The organism is Dellaglioa sp. CoH-56-MRSF-12, from assembly GCF_056782075.1.
Map to the genome: position 1 here is coordinate 194,809 of NZ_JBXAYD010000001.1, position 19,012 is coordinate 213,820.

Consider the following 19,012-nt stretch of genomic DNA (forward strand, 5'->3'; position numbering starts at 1 on the left):
AAATCGAAAATTTGTTTTATGATATAAAATTCGGTATGCTAAATAGTAAGGGGTTACAAATTTAGAACAGAAAGAGGGCCTTTATGATAAATAGGATGAAACCACAAGTTATTCAATTTTTATTAATGTTAATTGGGTTAGAAATGATTGCAATAAGTATTAATTTTTTCTACGCACCACAAGAAGTTGCGGTTGGTGGTGCAACTGGTATTGCAATCCTTTTAGAAACAGCTTTTAATTGGAACGTTTCGATTGTATTATTGAGCATTAACATGGCGCTATTGATCTTGGCTTATTTTATGTTAGAGCGTTCAACGACTAAAAAAATTATGATTGGTAGTTTTGTATTACCGTTATTTTTAGCGATTACGCCTCAAATAAATATTGTCGAGGATAGATTATTAGCTGTTATTGTCGGTGGCGCAGTTTTTGCGGTGGGAATATCAATTCTCTATCGAATTGATGCATCCAGTGGTGGAACAACGGTTCCACCACTAATAATCAAAAAATATTTCAATATTAAACCTGCAACCAGTCTATTAATAATTGATGGTATTGTGTGTTTTTTCAATATATTTGTCTCGGGTTCTGAAGCATTTATTTTAGCGATTTTTTCTTTAATAATCACGTATTTAATTATGAATTATATTGAAACGGGATTGGACCGTAAAAAAGTTTTATATGTGATGAGTACAGAAGAGGGATTAAAAAAATTAAAAGAAGATATTAATACAACTATAGATAGAGGTCTAACAATCTTTGATGCTAAAGGTGGTTATTCAGGTGAAAGCAAAGAAATGTTGATGATTATTGTTGAAAATCAAAATTATCAACAAATGTTAAATAAGGTGCATACGATTGATCCAAATGCATTTATCATCGTATATAATATCGCAGAAGTTCATGGCGCAAATTTGTCTGGGATTGAATAGGAGATTTTGACATGTACTTAATGAATTGGTTTAATGGCACGGATTATTTTTGGCTAGGGATGACTGATAAAGGATTGAGTTTTGTTGGGTCGCCTAATGGGTTAAGAAGTGAAATTGAAATATTTTATCCAAGAACTAAATTCGAAGAGAATGACAAGATTTTTAAAAGTATAATTGAAGAACTACAAGCCTATTTTGACCATGAAATTCAAAAATTTACGATCCCCGTTGATTTTAATTTGAGTGGGACGATGCTGCAAAAAGAAATTTGGGGACAACTTCAACTTATTCCATACGGTGAAACGAGAACGTATTCTGAGTTAGCTTTAGAAGTTGATTATCCTAAAGCAATTCGCGCTGTTGCTAGTGCAGTTGGTCGTAATCCTATATTAATTGTAATACCTTGTCATCGTATTTTAAGAAAAGATGGCAGCTTAGGGGGTTATCGCGGTGGGATTAATATGAAAAAGCAACTACTAGAAATAGAACGCAAATAAAAAACCGACATTACAAGGGGAGGCAATGTCGGAAAAGGGTAAGGGTGATTAACTTCGGGGAAAGTTGATCATCTTATTTAATTTATTCGGGGAAATAAATTAAAATTAAAAGTTATTAATTAAGGTATGAAGTTATTCTAACAAGTAAATGTGAAGAAAATATGACGTTAAAAAGAAAAACTATAAATGTAAAAAAAACACCACTACTTTTAAAAGTAGTGGTGAGAAAATACTAATCTATTCGAGACTCTGGGGGGAGTAGGTTAGATCTAGATGAAAAATTAAACTAAAATATAATCGTATTTTTTTATAGTAGAATTAAGTTACACACAAAGTATCTTGTGTGTATATTTATAGTATACGGCTTTATTTATTAAAACATAGGCATGTGACAGTTTTGTTAGTTTACAATTAACATTGTAAGGTGATATGAAATTTGATTTGGAGGAAGGTATTTTGAATTTTATAGAGAAAGTGAAAATGACCAAAACGGTTTTAGTTGAGTGGAATACGCCAAGCACGCTTAATCTGGATAATTTTTTTAAAGGTGCTAGCGCACTAATGAAATTAGATATTGACGCATTATCAATTACGGATAATCCTTTAGGGATGCCCCGCGTTTCAAATATATTATTGGGATATAAACTTAGTGAAAAACAGATTCCAGTAATCCTACATTTAACAACACGGGATTACAACTTAGTCGGATTAGAATCTAAATTAATGGGATTAAGTGCTGTTGGTTTAAATAATTTAATGATTATTAAAGGGAATCCTACAAAAATACAAGGTGCCACAAATGTCTATGATTTAACATCGCAACAATTAATTACAACAATTAAAAAAATGAATCAAGGAATATCGCCATCTAATCGTGAATTAAATAGTAAATCACAATTTAAAGTTGGTGGGGCATTTAATATTAATGCGATAAATTTAGATTTTGAATTTGAAGATATTAATCGAAAAATTCATTCAGGAGTAGATTATATTATCACGCAACCGGTATTTGATATGACAAATGTTCAGCGATTAAAAGATTGGATCACCATTAATGAAGTGGCTATACCTATTTTTATCAGTGTAATGCCGATACTTTCATTTGAGCGTGCTCAATTTATTCAAGATAACGTTCAGGGTATTGAACTACCAAATAAGTTTATGGCAGAATTGAAACAAGCGGCGTTGCAAAATGATGAACGTAAGGTCGGTATTGCAGCTTCGCAAAATTTAATTGAATCGTTATCAAACCTTTTTAATGGTGTTCATATAGTGACGCCAGGTTCAGACTATCAAGCAATCATTGAAATTATGCAAGGCCAATAAAAAAAATCCACTACCTGGGAGAGGTAATGGATTAAAAGGAGTAGGGATAATTAATATTCGGGAAGAAATTAATTATCATTTTAATTTGTTTGGGAGAACAAATTAAAGTTAAAAGTTATTTAATTAAGGTATGTTTATATAATAACAAGTAATTATGAAGAAAGTGTGACGAAATTATGTTAAATAAAAGAGAATAAAGAAGTTAGGTATATTTAGCGTATAAGCATTGATAAAGTTAGGTTTTGAAAGAGTAAATACTTATTTTTAGGCAAAAAAAAACGACATCGTAACATAAGTTACAGTGTCGAAAAGGGTAAAACAGTCAAAATCAATTGGGGGATTGATTTTGGTATTCAGTCCTTGGGGGAGGTACTGAATAAGTTTTATTGATTAGGTTACTCATTTAATATAACAAGTATATACCGAAAATGCAAGGGGTAAATTAAATAAAATTAAAAATAAAATTATTAATACCAATTTATCACTTTTCGCGGTAACATATTAATAGAATTAAATTAAATTGGCCTTTTTAATCGTATTGGGTAAGTGGTCAAGTGAAGCTGGGGATTTTTTTATGTATATGGAAGATTTTTTAGATGGGCAGGAAAGAACTTTTAACCAAATACTAGAACTATTACAAACACATGGTGGTTATTTAAGTAAGAAAAAATTAATGGAATTACTCCAAATATCTGGTAATTCTTTACGAATGTACCTAAAAAATATTGAAATAACGCTTGAGGAAGCTACCGCTTCAGGTCATGTTCATTTTGAAGTGAGCGCTAATAACGTTGAATTTGAAGTAGATGGTACGACAAATTTATCGAATATTAGTACTGATTTTTTAAGAGAATCGTATAAATACAAAATAATAATGTATTTGTATGCGAATGAAACATTGAATTTAATTGATCTTGAGAACGAATTACATATCAGTGGGTCGTCAATAACAAGGTGAATTAAAGAATTAAATGAAACGTTAGCAGGATTTGATCTAAAAATTAAAAATCGACGATTAGTTGGGACTAAAATTCAACTGAATTATTTTTATTACCTTTTTTTCATTAGGGTGGTTCCATTCACTGATCGCGAAGAACTCTTATCTAGAAATGAGACGATTAACGATTACGTTAATGTTTTAGATGAACAATATGACTTAGGATGGAAAGACGACGAGAAACTTAGAGTTTTTCTATGGCTTAAAATTTATATTCGAATTAATTCATATAAAGAGCAACATGTTCAGACATTAACGCCTATTTCTCGTGAATTAATCAAAAATAATCTCGCATACAGTAAAGTTAAATTAAGTCTTTTTAGATTTTTAAAAAAATATTCACTTTCCTTTTCTGAAGAAGATGCTGTTGGGTTCTATTACTTTTTAATTGGATTTGATTTAATTAAAAACGATTCTGAATTATATGTTCAAATTAAAGATGACGATATTGATAAAAAAACACCCATCAATAGTGCAATTAGTCTTTTTTGGAGTGATATTGAGAAATATACTTACTTCAAACGGGATTCAAAAATTTCTTATAATTTATTTAATTCATACAGCAAATTAGCCATATTTAAAGGTGAAAGTTTTAGTTATAATCGAACAATTATGGAATTTAATCGTAAATCATTAGAACGAGAAGACTTTTCGCAGATCATTCAAAAATTATTGACGGCGTATCAATCTGTTACACAGTTCGATGGCTTAAATTCGCCAGATGATTTATATTATCTACAAAATCAGTATTTATATATCTTGAATATTTTAAACTTCGAGTTTGATGACGTTTTAAAAATTGGCTTATTAATTAATCGTGATCCAATTATGGAAAAACTAACCGTAATCATTATGGAACGTGTTTTAAGCAGCGTTTTAAACGCTCAAGTAGAAATTTATCAAGAAGGTAAAGAATATGATTTAATTGTGACAAATAGGATGGGTGTTAACCAAGATCAATTTAATTCACCATTATATGTGATGTCAGAAATTGGTGTTAGTTCAGATCAAGTTATTACTGATGTCGTAAATGAAATTTTAGAAATTGATAAGGTTAGAAAAATTAACACGCAAAGCTTGGAGGAAAAATAATGAAGTATGTCATTATCGGCGGAACGCACGCAGGGATAGCTGCCGCTAGAACAATTTCAAAATCAGATCCAAATGCCGAAGTAATTATTATGGAAATGAAAGATAGCGTTAGCTATATCTCATCTGGAATTAATTTGTTATTTGATGGGGTTATTGATAACTTAGAAGAAGCGAGTTATGCGACACCTGCTGCGTTAGAGTCTGAAGGTATTAAATTGATGCTTGGTACTGAAGTGTTGCACGTTAGTACGGAGGATAAACGTTTATACTTTGTTAATGCAGATAAACAATACAGTTACAGCAACTATGACAAATTAATTTTAGCTAATGGGTCTAAGGTTGTTAAACCACATATTAAAGGGATAGATAATGAAAATGTTGTTTTTTATAAAAATTTAGAAGAATCAAAAAAGGCTATGGAACAGTTGTGCCCAACTAATAGGCGTATTTTAATTGTTGGTGCAGGATTAGTGGGGCTTGCATTAGCTAGCTCAATTTATGAGGGACGTAAAGGCGAAAAAGTTGATGTTACAGTAGTTGAAGCTATGGGAGGTGTTTTGACACGGTACGTAGATCAAGAAATTGGTAATCGGATAATTGATGATTTAAGAGAAAAAGGGATAAAGATTGTATTAAAAAATGATGTTCATGCTATTAATGTGGATGAGAATAACAAAATAGTTAGCGTTTCGACAACTGACCAAGAAATCGCCTGTGATTTAGTCGTTTTTTCGGTTGGATTAAAACCTAACAATGATTTTTTGAGAGACGCTGTTGAACTTAATCAAAATAATACCATTAAAATCAATGATTACATGCAGACAAGTGATAAAGACATCTATGCAGCAGGTGATAATGCCGGATTTAAACAAACTGTCAGCCAACGTCGAGAGTATCAACCTCTTGTTAATAACGCTATTAAAGGTGCAATTGTGGCGGCGTATAACTGTACGGGTCTATTTAGTCCTGTTAAAGTTGAAACGACGCAAGGAACAGCGGGGATGAACTTATTCGGTCATTATTTAGCAACGACAGGTGTCACTGAAGAAAACGCACCATATATCGGATTGGATGTTCTATCCAATACAATTGAAAATAAGATTCAATATGATTACGTTAAAAATGGTTCCAAAATACTTATAAAAGTTGTGTACAGGAAAGATACTGAAGTCATTGTTGGTGCACAAATTTATTCGAAACATGATATTTTAGATATGATTAATATCATGTCAGTAGCTATTAATATGCAAATGACGATGGCTAAATTATCATCAATGGATTTTTATTTTAATCCTGAATACAATAAAGCGTTAAATACTTTAAATGAAGTTGCCCTTACGAGAAGGACAAAAGACCGTCATATCAGTAAATAAGCTGTAAATGTCAAAATTTGCGAGTTAACCCTCAAATATTAATATTTTTTATGGGGAATTACATGGCATAATAAGTCTTGTAAATAAATGATTCAAAGAGTTTATTGATTAGGACACAGAATATCGAAGAGAAAATTTAGTGTGGGGACGCTTGTTTTCTAAAAAGTTGGTTGCTTAATATAATTAAGCAACTTTTTTTTTGTCTAAAAAATAAAATTGGTATAGATGTTTAATTTATTTTCTAAAGCCTTGTATACACGTTTTTCACTTGATTTGTATTTGATTTGAATTTTTTTGGTCTAACCTGTATGATAGTTTTTATAAGAAAAAAAGGGGATAAAAAATGAAAAGTTATTTACAGAGAATGGGACGTTCGTTAATGTTGCCTATCGCAGTACTACCGGCAGCAGCATTACTGGTTGGAATTGGAACTTGGTTGCCACAAGATTGGTTTGCGGCGGCATTTATGCAGGCCGGCGGAAACGCAATTCTAGGTAATCTAGCATTATTATTTGCTGCTGGTTTAGCTTTAGGAATGTCGACTAACAAGGATGGCGCAGCTGCGTTAGCTGGTGTTGTTGCATTTGAAATTCCAGTTAAAATGTTGGAACCGACTTCGGTTGCGGCTTTATTAGGAGTAAAAGTAACAGATGTTGATCCTGCATTTAGTTCTATCAGTAGTAATGTGTTTATTGGGATTATTGCCGGATTAATTGCGGCAGCAATGTATAATCGTTTCCATAGTGTGAAGTTACCAATGGCTATTTCATTCTTTAGTGGGAAACGATTAGTACCCATTATGTCAGCATTGGTAATGATTTTTGTTACCTTAGCTTTATTATTTGCATGGCCAGTTGTTTATGCTTGGTTAGTTGCATTTGGTAAGTTTATGGTTGGACTTGGATGGGTTGGAGCTGGTTTATACGGATTCTTCAACCGGCTTTTAATTCCAACCGGATTACATCAAGCGTTGAATTCAGTATTTTGGTTCGACGTTGCTAAAATTAATGATATCGGGAACTTTTGGAGTAATACAGGAATTAAAGGAACTACAGGTATGTACATGGCAGGATTTTTCCCAATCATGATGTTTGGGCTACCAGCTGGTGCGTATGCCATTTATCGAAATGCTTTACCTGAACGTAAAAAAGAAGTTGGCTCATTGATGCTAGCTGGTGCATTTGCATCATTTTTCACAGGCGTGAGTGAACCTTTAGAATTTTCATTTATGTTCGTTGCATGGCCTTTATACGTCATTCATGCGGCATTAACCGGGTTATCTTTAGCTTTTGCCGCATTTATGCACTGGACAGCTGGATTTACATTTAGTGCGGGCTTAGTTGATTACGTCTTGAGTATACGTGTACCAATGGCTAATATGCCACTAATGCTGTTGGTACAAGGTGTTGTGATGGCAATTATTTATTACACACTATTCAATTTTGCCATTAAGAAATTTAACTTAATGACACCAGGTCGCGAACCAATTACTGAAGATATTCAACTATCGCCTGAATTAGGGGATGACAAATATGCACGACAAGCTCAAATTGTTTACGCTGCTATTGGTGGTAAAGATAATTTAACAGTCGTTGATAATTGTACAACCCGTCTTCGTCTACAAGTTAAAGATACAAGCCATATTAATGAAGATGCACTTAAAGCATCAGGTGCTGCTGGGTTTAAAGTTATCGATAAAACAAATATTCAAGTCGTTATTGGAACTGAAGTTCAATTTGTTGCTGACGAGCTTGGTAAGTTATATGAGTCAAAGGCTGATTCTATTTCATTAAGTAATGAAAAGTTACAGGCTGAGACGGATAAATCAAGCGCTACAGCTAATCATAATGATTCAACGGTTATTGGTAGTGAAACGTTTTATACGGTTGCAGAGGGCGAATTAATGTCTATTTCGGATGTTAAAGATGCTACCTTTGCTGAAAAAATGTTGGGTGATGGTTATGCAGTCGAACCAGCTAATGGCGAAATTTATACACCGGTTGCTGGTAAAGTAGCAAGTATCTTTCCAACGAAACATGCAATTAGTATCACGACTGAAACGGGATTAGAAGTCCTATTACACATGGGAATTGATACCGTTCAATTAGAAGGTAAACCTTTTGAAGTGACTATTTCTGAAGGCGAAACTCTTAAACCAGGTGACTTAGTTGCGCGAGTTGATTTAAACGCAATTAAAGCTGCTGGTAAGGAAACAACGATGATGGTCGTTTTAACGAATATGGATAAAGTGTCTAATATAACGTTTGATCATTTGAATGAGACAGTTAAAGCCAATGAAGTTTCGGCAATTGTTCAAACTAAATAAGAATAAATGAAGCAGGCCAAAACTTTTGGTCTGCTTTTTTGGTATAGGTAGCTGGTTTATAAAAAAGCTTATATATAATAATATGACTCATTTAATAAGTTGTAATTGGTATTGGCAAACCGGCATGGTATAGTGACTGTAAGCGCATCATAAAATGAAGGAGGCCATTTAAATGAATCCCTATTATTTAACGTTATTGGAAAAAAGATTTCCGACTAAACAAAGTATTGTCACTGAAATTATTAATTTAGAGGCCATTCTTAATCTACCCAAAGGAACGGAGCATTTTGTTAGTGATGTTCACGGTGAATATAACGCATTTCAACATGTTTTAAGAAATGGTTCAGGAAATGTTAAACAAAAAATTCAAGAAATTTTTGAAGGCCGTTTGACTGAAGAGAGTATACAGGACTTTGCAATCTTAATTTATTATCCAGAAGAAAAACTAATTGCTAAAAAACAACAATTCACTTCACAACCTGAATTGGAGCAGTGGTATTTAGATACCATTGCCAGAATGATAGAGTTGTTACAAAAGACAGCAACAAAATATTCCCGTTCGAAGGTACGAAAGGCACTATCACCTGATTTTATGTATATAACAGAGGAATTATTATATAGTAATTCCAATGAACTTGATCAAAAAGATTATTATAATCGTATAATAGAAAATTTAATTAAATTAAATCAAGCAGAAGCATTTTTAACGGCTACAGCGTATACGATTCAAAGGTTAATCGTTGACCATTTACACGTAATTGGGGATATTTTTGATCGTGGTCCTGCGCCAGATAAAATTATGAAGACACTTCTTGATTATCATTCAGTTGACATTCAATGGGGAAATCATGATATTTTATGGTTAGGTGGTGCTGCTGGCTCGCCTTTATGTATCGCTAATTTATTGCGAATTTGTGCTAGATATAATAATTTAGCTATTGTTGAAGATGCATATGGGATTAATTTACGCCATTTAGCAACATTTGCCGATAAAACGTATCAAGATAATCCAGCATTTTCACCGAAAGTTAATTCAGCACAAGAAAAAATCAAAGAAGACGAACGACTTTTAATGACCAAAATACACCAGGCAATCGCTATTATTCAATTTAAATTAGAAGGACAGATTATTAAAAGACGTCCTGATTTTGATATGGCAAATCGTGCGATTTTAGAAAAGATTTGGAACAAAGGGTCAAAAATAGAAATCGATGGGAAACATTATTCACTACAAGATACTTGTTTTCAAACAGTTGATTGGGCAGATCCGTATAAATTAACAGATGATGAGTCAGAAATAATGGATAAATTAGTAGAATCATTTATCCATGCGACTAAATTACGAGAACATCTAGATTTTATGATGGCACGTGGTAGTATGTTTAAACGATATAATGGGAACTTGTTAGTTCACGGCTGTATTCCAGTTACACAAGAAGGTAAATTGGAGGGCTTTGAGCTAAAAGGGAAAGCATATGCAGGACCAGAATTATTAGCTTTTTTTGAAGATAATTTACGTAAAAGCTATGCTAAACCTAAAAAATCTACTGACCTTGAAACTGATTTACTTTGGTATTTATGGCAAGGACCCAAATCGCCTTTATTTGGGAAACATGCGATGAAAACTTTTGAACGTTACTTTATTAATGATGAAGAAGTTCAAGTTGAGATACCAAATGCGTATTACAAATTACGACATGATGAAGCATTTTGTCGTCATATATTAGAAGAATTCGGGCTTAATCCAGATAACGGTAAAATAATTAATGGGCATACACCAGTTAAGCGTGGGCACAAGCCGGTTATGGCCAATAAAAAGATGATTGTGATTGATGGTGGTTTCTCAAAAGCTTACCAATCAACTACTGGAATTGGTGGATATACGCTGCTCTCTAATTCATATGGCTTACAATTAGTTGCTCACCAACCCTTTACGTCTAAGTGGGATTCAATTGAAAATGGGACAGATATTATTTCAGTGAAACGAATTATTGATAGTGAAGTTAAAAGACAAACAATTGCTGAAACTGATATGGGAAAAGAACTTGCTAGTCGTGTTGTAGAATTAAAAAAATATTTACAGAGTAAATAAAAAATCTTACTGAAAAGTAAGATTTTTTATTTAGGTTATGATTTTCTGTGTAAAAGGAGAAAAGTAAGCCAGCAAATATTAGTGTGTAAATGTAAAAAAGATTGCGGTATACTAGTGGTAAGCGTTTTCTTTTAGCGTGTAAGGGAGTAGTGATAACTTGGGAGATCGAAAAAATGATATTTATAATCTTTTAAAAAATAAGGAAATAGCGATGGATGCGACACAGATTGCAGACGAGCTTAATTGCAATCGCGCAAATGTGAGTCGTTATTTGAATGATTTATATAAAAATGGTGACGTTACAAAAAGTGATGGGCGCCCTGTTCTCTATCAGTGGGCATCACTTGAAGAAAAAGAAACACGTCAAAAAGAAATTAATGATAAAAGTGTTAAAGAGATGAGTTTCAAAAAGTTAATCGGGTCTAATGATTCATTAAAGGTTATGATCCAACAAGCCGAAGCAGCCATTTTATATCCACCAAGAGGACTACACACAATTATTTTTGGTGAAACGGGAACGGGTAAATCTTTGTTTGCTGAATGTATGTATCAGTTTGCATTAGAATCAGAAATGGTGAAGGCTGATGCGCCTTTTATCCGGTTTAATTGTGCGGATTATGCGAATAATCCACAGTTACTTTTTGCGCATATATTTGGTGTTAAAAAAGGGGCCTACACAGGTGCTGATCAAGATAAAAAAGGATTAATGGATAAAGCTAACGGTGGTATTTTATTCTTAGATGAAATTCATCGATTACCTCCTGAGGGACAAGAAATGCTCTTTACCTTTATTGATAAGGGGTTTTATCGGCCTTTAGGAGAGTCTTCAATTACTAAAGAAGCGAGTGTACAGATTATTGGGGCAACGACTGAAACGTCAGAAAATTTTTTGAGCACATTTAATCGACGTATTCCAATGGCAATTACATTACCGCCTATCTCAAAACGAACAATTGATGAACGTTATGGGATAGTCATGAATTTTTTTGAACAAGAAGTCGGTAGATTGAGCCAAGATATTATTGTTGAGCGAGATGCGATGCTTGCATTAATGTTATACGAGCCTGAAGCAAATATTGGTCAAATTCAGAGGGATATTAAAGTTGTTTGTGCAAAGGCCTTCTTGTATTTTAGAACGCATGAAACGGCTTCGTTATATATCAGATTAAAAGACTTACCATTGAATGTTCAAAAAGGACGTTTGGAAGGTAAATCCAAATATAAAAAAATTGATGTCTTAATGGAACGTTTAGCGAAACGAACAAATGAAAAAAATACAAAAGTTGTGACTTTTAAAAATAGCGAAACGGTAGAAAAAAACGATCAAAAACCAACGGTTTATGAAACAATTGATAAAAAAGTGAGTGAAACTGATAAACAGAATTTTAAATCACTAAATCTTAAAACGTTAATCGATTCAGATGATAAAGGTTATTTTAAAGATTACATTGAACAATTATCGGGTGAAGGCGTTCGAAAAGAGTTACTACCAGATGATATTTGGACGGTTACCAATGAAGTTTATGACTTAGCCCAGAATAAATTAGGGCAAAAATATAATGAAAATGCACGATTTGCATTTGGATTACACCTTGTTAGTGCTATTGAAAGAATCAGGAAAAATGTCGCAATTATTCATCCTGATTTAAATAATTTACGACAAAAAAATCCAAAAGCCTTTCGTGTTGCACTGGAAATGGCAGATAAAATTGAACATGAATTTGATATTGAAATTCCATTAGATGAAATTGGATTTATTACAATGTTTTTGAGCTCTGATTTAAGTGTTAAGAAACAACAAAATGAAATTAAAGTCGGTATCATCGTGCTAATGCACGGGGCATCAACGGCTTCTTCTATGTTACAGACAGCACAAGAATTACTTGGTACAACAAAGGGAAAAGCAATTAATATGCCACTTGATGTAAATGTTTCGGAAATTTATGATCAAGTACGAGATTATGTACTGGATAGTCAGGAACAATTGAAAAAAGGGTTATTACTTTTAACTGACATGGGCTCTTTAACTAGTTTTGCATCAATGTTAGGTGAAGAAACAGGGATTAATATTCGAGCTGTTTCAATGACGAGTACGTTAGTTGTGCTTGAATCATTAAGAATTGCGATTGCCGGTCGTGAACTAGAAGATATTTACGCAAATGCACAACATATTTTTGAATCGTCTGTAAAAGAGCAGTTTTTCCATATGCATCCTAGGAAAAAAGCAGTTATCGTAGCTTGTTTTACCGGCGAAGGTGTCGCCGCAAGATTATATGATCGTATTATGCCAATTGTAAACGAAGACGAAGTTAAAGTAATTCGGATGCAATATTTAGAAAAAGATGCATTTAAAAAGCACATTAATACATTAATGCGCGATTATGATGTGAAGGCAATTGTTGGTACCGTCGAGGTTTCTTACCAAAGAGTGCCATTCTTTTCTGCTTTAGATATCTTTAATGATGAAACCTTACAAGTTTTGCAGCGGATGTTGTCTGATAACGACTTAACGCGAGAAACAATTAATGCATTGGAAGGTAGTATTAATTCAGTTAATTCTGTCCCAGATTTAATTCATACTATTCAAACCATGATTATTAAAATTTAATCAGATTTACAGATTGTTCTTGATCCAGAGATTATCGTAGGGATCATGATGCATCTAGCATTTCTAGTAGATTCAAGATTGAAAAATCAATCAATTAAACCGTTTAAGAATGTCCAAGAATTTTCAGCTGAGAATCATTTACAGATGGAAATAGTTAAAACGGCCCTGATTATTGTTGAAAAAATGTATAATATTAAGATTTCAGATGATGAAGTTGCCTATATTGTCCAAATTTTTATGGGTAATACGTTGAATAAAGTCAGTGTGTAATAGTGACTAGTAGTGTGCAAATAAAATAAAAGACCATCGAAAGCGCTTTCTTAAAGCCTTTTCGATGGTCTTTATTTTTGGCATGGAACTTGCGTATATAAGAGTATAAATAGAAAAAGGAGTGGCAAATTATGAAAACGATTATGTTAGTTTGTTCAGCGGGTATGAGTACAAGTTTATTGGTGTCAAAAATGCAAAAGGCTGCAGAAGCAGAGAACTATGATTCAGAAATCTTTGCAGTTGGTGCTTCAGAGGCAGATTCAATGCTTGAATCAAAACCAGTTGATATTTTAATGTTAGGCCCACAAGTTCGTTTTATGAAAGATGAATTTGAAAAAAAGGTTGCTGACAAAAATATTCCGGTAGAAGTTATCAATATGCAAGATTACGGCATGATGAATGGCGAAAAAGTTCTTGCAACAGCTAAAAGCTTAATTAAATAAAAAATAAAAGGGGTAATCAGATATGAACGAAAATGATGCACAAATGCAAACAATCATGGGGCTGATTGTTAATGGTGGAAACGCTAAAAGTGATTCTATGGAAGCAATTCACGCCGCTAAAAAAGGCGATTTTGAAACCGCAGCTGCTAAGTTAGCTGATGCTGACAAATCACTCATTGAAGCACATCATTCTCAAACAGCCATGTTAACGCAAGAAGCTTCAGGGGATCCGGTACCAGTTAGTTTATTAATGGTTCATGGACAAGATCATTTAATGAATGCGATTACATTTAGAGACTTAGCTGGTGAGGTAGTAGATCTATACAAAAAAATAGGATAAGTACTAAACTTTAAGGAGGAACTACTCATGGACAAATTTATAAAATGGATGGATATTCACTTTATTCCAGTAGCTTCAAAAATTGGGGCACAAAGACATTTGGTGGCAATTCGAGATGCATTCGTTGTTATTATGCCACTTATGATTTTAGGTGCTCTGGGAACATTAATTAATAACTTACCAATTCCAGGTTTTTCAAATTTTATGGACGGACTATTTCCTAAAATAGTTAACGATGTTCCAATCTGGAAGGGTGTAGGAGCAGGCGTTTGGAATGCTAGTTTTGGTATTATGTCATTATTCGTTGCATTCTTAGTAGCTCATAACGTTGCAAAATCATATGGTAAAGATGGTATGGCTGCTGGTACAGTATCAGTTGCTTCATTCTTCGCTTTAGGTGGTTTGCAATTAGCTGGGATGTCTTCAGTAGGATTATTCGTTGCACTTGTTGTCGGTTTGGTTTCAGCAGAATTATTCCAACGTTTAAGTGGTAACAAACATTTAATCGTTAACATGCCTGATGGTGTTCCACCTGCTGTTGCAAAAGCATTCGCTTCATTATTTCCAGCAATGATTGTTGTTACAATCTTTGCCTTTATCAATACATTATTCCAAGGATTCGGCGTAACTGATATTATTGCATCATTCTACAAACTTGTTCAAGAACCATTTATGGGCTTGGCAAATTCATATCCATCAGCATTATTATTAGCATTTATTGCACCATTCTTATGGTTCTTTGGTTTACATGGAGCTAATATGATTGATCCATTAATGCAAACAATTAACGCACCTGCTATTGCAGCTAACGTTAAAGCACTTAGTGAAGGTAAAACAATTCCTTTTATCGTTAACAAACCTTTCTTCGATTCATTTGTTAACTTAGGTGGAACTGGTGCAACTATTGGTTTGATTATTGCCATCTTCATTGTTGGTCGTAAAAATAAACCTTACAAAATGATTGGATCACTATCAGCAGCTCCTGGTATTTTCAATATCAATGAACCAATGATGTTTGGACTTCCAATTGTGTTGAATCCAATTATGTTCGTACCATTTATTTTGACACCAATGGTACTTGTGACTGTTGCGTATATTGCAACCGCCACTGGAATTGTGCCAGCAGCAACGGTAATGCCCCCATGGGTTACACCACCAGTAATTGGCGGGATTTTGGCAACTAAGAGTTTAGCTGGTGGGGTTTTAGCCGCAGTTAATGTGGTTATCTCAGCGTTAATTTACGCACCATTCGTTATCTTAGCAACAAAACAAATTGAAAAAGCTGAAGCAGAAGCTGAAGCAGCAAAAAAATAAAATAAAAGCGAATCTCTTTACGTTATTCTGTAAAGAGATTTTGTGTTAAATAAAGGAGTTTACTATGGTTAAATATGAATTTCCAAAAGATTTCTGGTGGGGGTCAGCTGCGAGTGGACCACAATCTGAAGGTCGTGTTTCAGGAGATGGAAAAGCTGATAATATTTGGGATGCTTGGTATCAAGCAAGCCCTGAAAAGTTCTTTAATCAGGTTGGACCCGAAAATACATCAAGGGTTTATCAAAAATACCAAGAAGATATCTCTTTGATGAAACAAACAGGTCATAATTCATATCGGACTTCAATTCAGTGGTCACGTTTGATTCCAAATCCATTCACTGGAGAGGTTAATCCTGAAGCTGTTACCTTTTATAACCATTTAATAGATGATTTAATTGCCGCTGGAATTGAACCTTTTATGAACCTTTACCATTTTGATATGCCAATGGTGTTACAAGAAAATGGTGGTTGGTTAAATCGTGAAGTTGTAGACTTGTATACGGACTATGCAGAAACTTGTTTTAAATTATTTGGCGATCGCGTTAAAAAATGGTTTACTCAAAATGAACCGATTGTTCCAGTTGAGGGTGGGTATTTATATGGATGGCATTTACCTGATGAACGTAATTTAAAGCATGGTGTCCAGGTGGCTTATCATGAAGCATTGGCAAGTGCTAAAGCAGTTGAAAAGTATCATTCACTCAATTTAGGTGGCACAATTGGGATTATTTTAAATTTAATGCCAACGTATCCAAAAGATGAGACAAATCCAGCAGATGTTAAAGCAGCCAAATTTGTTGATGGATTCTTTAATCGTTCATTTTTAGATCCCGCAATTAAAGGCACTTTCCCTCAAGATATTGTTGAGTGGTTGCATGAATATGACTTAATGCCAATCTATCATCAAAGTGATTTAGATGTTATTAAAGAAAATACTATCGATTTATTAGGCGTTAATTATTATCAACCAAGGCGAGCAGCGGCGAAAATAATTAAAGCCGAACCAGAAGGTGAAAATGGCTGGATGCCTGAAGATTTTTATACAGTATACGATATGCCTGGAAAAAAAGTTAATCCTTATCGTGGCTGGGAAATTTATGAAAAAGGAATTTATGATGCACTAATCAATATTAAGGATAATTATGGTAATATTGATTGTTTCATCTCTGAAAATGGGATGGGTGTTGAAGATGAAGCCAGATTTATTAATGCAGATGGGCAAATTAATGATGATTATCGAATTGAATTTGTTCAAGATCATTTGAAATGGGTTCATAAGGCACTTGAAGAAGGTAGTAACGTTCATGGCTACCATATGTGGACATGTATGGATAATTGGTCATGGTTAAATGCTTACAAGAACCGTTACGGATTTATTAGTGTTGATTTAGATAATGAAGCAAAACGCACAATTAAGAAGAGCGGTTACTGGTTTAAAAAAATGACAGAACAAAATGGATTTAATGACTAAAAATGGAGGCGAATGACTGATGGAAATGGAAATGAAATTAAAAATGCCTGCAGATTATCTATTTGATCAAATTATGGAGTCCGTACTATATGATATTAAAGATCAGACAGGTCAGAAATTAACAAAAAATCAATTAGAGGGTTTTGCGTTCACGAAAAAGTTTTCAAAAACACAATCAGCTGCTTTAAAAGTAACAAAAATAGTTGAAAACGAAAGTTATCATTTTCAAACGGATAACAATCGTAATAAATTTGATGTAAGTTACGATATTAAGGTAATTGATGATAAACGTTGTTTGTTAAGTTATAAAGAAGTCATGACTTCTAAAGGCAAGATGCAACAAATGAATGATGCCTTCATGAGTATTCTTATGAGTTTCTTTAAGAAGAGAAATTTCAAAAAAATGCTTAAACAAATTGAAAATAAGTATGCAACTAATTAGACTAAAAATAAAGAAGCAAACCGTATTTATCGGTTTGCTTCTTTATTTTTAGTCTAAAATTTCAACACCAATACCGATAACACCAGGGCCAGCATGAACACCAAGAGCAGGTGATGCATCGCCAAAGTAAAAATGTTCAGCATTTGGATACTTAGTTTTTAAGGTTTCGAAGATACTTGCTGCTAAAGGCTCATTATTACCATATGCAACGGCTATATCGAAATGAAGAGAATCGCCAATCTTATCATCAACGAGTGATAATAATTTTTTTAGTGCAGCTTTTTCGCCTCGAGCTTTTGCAATAGGATAATAAATACCATTTTCATCACATGAAATAATTGGTTTGATGTTTAAGAGATTCCCCATAAGACCAGAGACACGTCCAATACGGCCACCAACTTGAAGATAGTGTAGGGTTGGTAAATAGAAAAAGACACTACTTCTATCAACCGCTAGTTGAACCTTTGTGACAATTTCGTCAAAATAATTGCCTTCTTTAATTAAGTTTGATGCTAAAATACCAGCTAATCCACCACCAATACCAACATTTTTTGTATCGATGACTTCAACAGTTAATGATGATAATTTGGCGAATGTTTTAATTGAATTATAAGTACCAGACAAACCGCTTGAGATCGTTGTTGCAATAACATGTGTATAGCCATCGGCTTTAATTTGGTCAAAAACGTCGTTAATTGAGCCACCTGAAGGCGTTGCGGTTGTTGGAATCTCAGTCTCCATACGTTCATAAACTTCCGCAGGTGAGATAGAGATACGATCTAAGTAAGTTGCATCACTGAATGTAATTAAAATAGGGACCATATAAATATGTTCCTGTTCCATAAATTCTTTAGGAATATCCGAACCTGAATCTACTAATACTGCTATTTTTTCTTTACTCATCATTTAATTGGCCTCCTTCATTAATATAACTAATTTTTCACTGATAATATGATTAATCACGGCACTTGCAGCCGTTCGTTGTTCTAATTCAATGATTGTTGTTTCAGTCGTGACGGGCTTTAAGTTGGTATCAAAGGTTAAAGATTTAAGTTGTTCGTTAAAAATTAAAGCGAAGTTCATGTAAGCATCTTCAGATGAGTTATCGACTAAAATTTGGTCGATACCATTCTTGATAACATCTAACGGAAAAGCAGATTTTAAAACAGTAATAACAATGATTGCTGCTAAATGTTCCTTGCGATATCTTTTTTTGATGGGTTTAAACATAACTTCTTTTTTTACGTAATTATTGACCATTGTAGGTGTTACAGGCATTAAGTGTAATGGCTCTAAGTATTGATTAACAAGTTTCACGGATTGATCCATATAAAGGTCTAATTCCGGGAAATCTTGCCAATCAGGTAATGTAATTTTCTTTAAGCTATCTAGCCAATTTAAAAAAGATGATGGAACTTTTTGGCTCAAATGATAACCCCCCTTAACGTAATATCTTTATATTAGCATTTACATCTAGAGTTGTAAACTA

Annotated in this window: 14 protein-coding genes and 2 pseudogenes; 14 read left to right on the forward strand and 2 right to left on the reverse strand. The window is 33.5% G+C overall.

Annotated elements, in window-relative coordinates:
• Positions 1 to 83 precede the first annotated feature (83 nt).
• The 14 genes and pseudogenes from AC1RPY_RS00925 to AC1RPY_RS00990 all read left to right on the forward strand — a co-directional run bounded on the left by AC1RPY_RS00925 (position 84) and on the right by AC1RPY_RS00990 (position 17,523).
• Positions 84 to 932: a YitT family protein gene (locus AC1RPY_RS00925; protein ID WP_481760992.1), complete on the forward strand. Its 849-nt coding sequence runs from the start codon at positions 84 to 86 to the stop codon at positions 930 to 932.
• 11 nt (positions 933 to 943) lie between these two features.
• Positions 944 to 1,429 (forward strand): methylated-DNA--[protein]-cysteine S-methyltransferase, encoded by a 486-nt coding sequence (locus AC1RPY_RS00930; RefSeq protein WP_481760991.1) that lies wholly within the window; start codon positions 944 to 946, stop codon positions 1,427 to 1,429.
• 456 nt (positions 1,430 to 1,885) lie between these two features.
• Positions 1,886 to 2,755 carry a methylenetetrahydrofolate reductase gene (locus tag AC1RPY_RS00935; protein WP_481762168.1) on the forward strand — a complete coding sequence of 290 codons (870 nt, stop codon included), beginning with the start codon at positions 1,886 to 1,888 and terminating at the stop codon, positions 2,753 to 2,755.
• A 709-nt stretch (positions 2,756 to 3,464) separates the two neighbouring features.
• Positions 3,465 to 3,806: pseudogene (locus AC1RPY_RS00940) on the forward strand (helix-turn-helix domain-containing protein); the annotation flags it as partial.
• A gap of 18 nt (positions 3,807 to 3,824) precedes the next feature.
• Positions 3,825 to 4,844: a hypothetical protein gene (locus AC1RPY_RS00945; RefSeq protein WP_481761150.1), complete on the forward strand. Its 1,020-nt coding sequence runs from the start codon at positions 3,825 to 3,827 to the stop codon at positions 4,842 to 4,844.
• Positions 4,844 to 6,217 (forward strand): FAD-dependent oxidoreductase, encoded by a 1,374-nt coding sequence (locus tag AC1RPY_RS00950; protein WP_481760989.1) that lies wholly within the window; start codon positions 4,844 to 4,846, stop codon positions 6,215 to 6,217. Before AC1RPY_RS00945 ends, AC1RPY_RS00950 begins: the two co-directional genes overlap by 1 nt.
• A gap of 343 nt (positions 6,218 to 6,560) precedes the next feature.
• A complete protein-coding gene (nagE, locus tag AC1RPY_RS00955) occupies positions 6,561 to 8,543 on the forward strand; it encodes an N-acetylglucosamine-specific PTS transporter subunit IIBC (RefSeq protein WP_481760988.1) in 1,983 nt (660 codons plus the stop codon).
• A gap of 172 nt (positions 8,544 to 8,715) precedes the next feature.
• The gene (locus tag AC1RPY_RS00960; protein ID WP_481760987.1) at positions 8,716 to 10,635 is read left to right on the forward strand and encodes a fructose-1,6-bisphosphatase; all 1,920 of its coding nucleotides are present in this window, start codon (positions 8,716 to 8,718) and stop codon (positions 10,633 to 10,635) included.
• Positions 10,636 to 10,792: 157 nt separating this feature from the next.
• Positions 10,793 to 13,513 (forward strand): annotated as a pseudogene (locus tag AC1RPY_RS00965) (sigma-54-dependent transcriptional regulator).
• Between the two features lie 131 nt (positions 13,514 to 13,644).
• Positions 13,645 to 13,956 (forward strand): PTS sugar transporter subunit IIB, encoded by a 312-nt coding sequence (locus AC1RPY_RS00970; protein WP_409021738.1) that lies wholly within the window; start codon positions 13,645 to 13,647, stop codon positions 13,954 to 13,956.
• A 22-nt stretch (positions 13,957 to 13,978) separates the two neighbouring features.
• Entirely contained in the window at positions 13,979 to 14,296 is a 318-nt protein-coding gene (locus AC1RPY_RS00975) for a PTS lactose/cellobiose transporter subunit IIA (protein ID WP_481760986.1), read from the forward strand.
• Between the two features lie 27 nt (positions 14,297 to 14,323).
• Positions 14,324 to 15,610 (forward strand): PTS sugar transporter subunit IIC, encoded by a 1,287-nt coding sequence (locus AC1RPY_RS00980; protein WP_409021736.1) that lies wholly within the window; start codon positions 14,324 to 14,326, stop codon positions 15,608 to 15,610.
• A 64-nt stretch (positions 15,611 to 15,674) separates the two neighbouring features.
• The gene (locus AC1RPY_RS00985) at positions 15,675 to 17,081 is read left to right on the forward strand and encodes a glycoside hydrolase family 1 protein (RefSeq protein WP_481760985.1); all 1,407 of its coding nucleotides are present in this window, start codon (positions 15,675 to 15,677) and stop codon (positions 17,079 to 17,081) included.
• Between the two features lie 19 nt (positions 17,082 to 17,100).
• Entirely contained in the window at positions 17,101 to 17,523 is a 423-nt protein-coding gene (locus AC1RPY_RS00990) for a DUF3284 domain-containing protein (protein WP_481760984.1), read from the forward strand.
• A 48-nt stretch (positions 17,524 to 17,571) separates the two neighbouring features.
• Here AC1RPY_RS00990 and AC1RPY_RS00995 read toward each other — a convergent pair whose 3' ends face one another.
• Positions 17,572 to 18,429: a DegV family protein gene (locus tag AC1RPY_RS00995; protein WP_481760983.1), complete on the reverse strand. Its 858-nt coding sequence runs from the start codon at positions 18,427 to 18,429 to the stop codon at positions 17,572 to 17,574.
• Complete coding sequence (locus AC1RPY_RS01000; protein WP_481760982.1) at positions 18,430 to 18,951, reverse strand: DUF1836 domain-containing protein; 522 nt, start codon at positions 18,949 to 18,951, stop codon at positions 18,430 to 18,432.
• Between the last annotated feature and the right edge of the window lie 61 nt (positions 18,952 to 19,012).